Here is a 1,325-nt window from a genome sequence, read left to right as displayed (position 1 = left end):
CCGATGTTCGAGATGAACTGCTGAAGGCCGGCGCCCACCGCGCGGACCAGGTTGCCCAGGAAGCCGATCGGGTCCTTGATGATTTTCGTGATCGCGGCGGCGGCCTTGGCCAGGATGCCCATCAGGAGGTTCTTGAGGTCGTTGATCGTTTTGATGACCCCGGCGACCGCGTCCACGGCCTTCTGCACCAGGCCCTTGTTCGCCTCCTGGAGCTTCTTGATCTCCTCGTCGACCGCGTTGAGGGCCTGGGTGTACTTCTGGGCCAGGGTCTGGACCAGTTGCTTCGACTTGTCGTTGACCTCTGATTCCAGGTCGTCGAACTTGCCCGCGAAGTCCTTGGCCGCCTCCTGGCCGAACTGCCGTAGATCCGCGGGGAGTCTGTCCACCTCCGCCCTCAGCTCCGCGCGCCCCTTCGCGATGCGGGCCTTGGCCTTGCCCAGGTCGGTGCCGATCGTGTCCGCGATGGACGAGATGATGCCCTGCATCATGCGGACGTACAGCTTGCGGGACTCCTGGAAGAGCTGGTTCGCCTCCTCCGGCATGCCCATCAGCTTGTCCTTGGCCCACTTGGCCGGGCCCCAGAAGCCGCCGTACCGCTTGTCCTTGTACGCCTTCATCCGGCGCTTCTGGTCGGTGTTGAAGGCGTCCCGGGCCTTCTTCTCGCCTTCCGCGAACTGCTTGTCGACCTTGCCGTCCAGGCCCTCCAGGATTCCCTCGACGTCCTTCTGGGTGGCGTCGAAGACCTTCTGGAGCCTGGCGGTGACCTCTTCCCGCTTCTGCTCGTCCTTCGACTTGGCCTCGCCCTTGCCGCCGTCCACCTGCTTGCCCGCCGCGTTACGGGTCGCGGTGAGAGCGGACATCGCCTGGGCACCGGACGCCGCCGCGCCGGACTTGGCGGTCGCCAGCTGCTGCTTCTCGGCGGTACGGGCCTGGGCCGGAGCCGTCGCGGAGTGCTGTTCGGCCTTCCGTTTCTCCCCCAGTGCGGCGGTGAACTCCGGCTCGTTGCTCCTGGCCAGCTGCTCCTCGGTGACGTCGGCGTCCGCCATCTGCTGGTCGGTCTTCCTCGGGCCCTGTGAGAAGTCCGTGACCTCGGGCGGCTGTTGCCGTGGTGTCGCGTCCGCGGCGCTCGGCGCACCCGGATTCGCCGGAGGCTGGTCCGGGCGCAGCGGGACGACCTGCTTCTCCTTGGCCCTGGAGGTGTCGGGGGCCGCCTTGGTCGTGGTCTCGATGTCCTTCGCCGAGGCCTTCCTGCCGTCCGTGACCTTGCCGTCGACCGCCCCCTTGACCTTCTCGGCCTTGCCGGAATCGGCGAACTTGTCCGCCTC

Annotated in this window: 1 pseudogene; it reads right to left on the bottom strand. The window is 67.0% G+C overall.

The annotated features are described in order from the left end of the window. Window positions 1-1,325: pseudogene (locus IE294_RS46690) on the bottom strand (hypothetical protein); the annotation flags it as partial.

The sequence above is a fragment of the Streptomyces canarius genome (assembly GCF_014650735.1).
In the GTDB taxonomy this organism is placed as follows: Bacteria; Actinomycetota; Actinomycetes; order Streptomycetales; family Streptomycetaceae; genus Streptomyces; species Streptomyces olivaceoviridis.
Note: the sequence above shows the minus strand (reverse complement) of the source record. Positions and strands in the feature narration are given on the sequence as shown.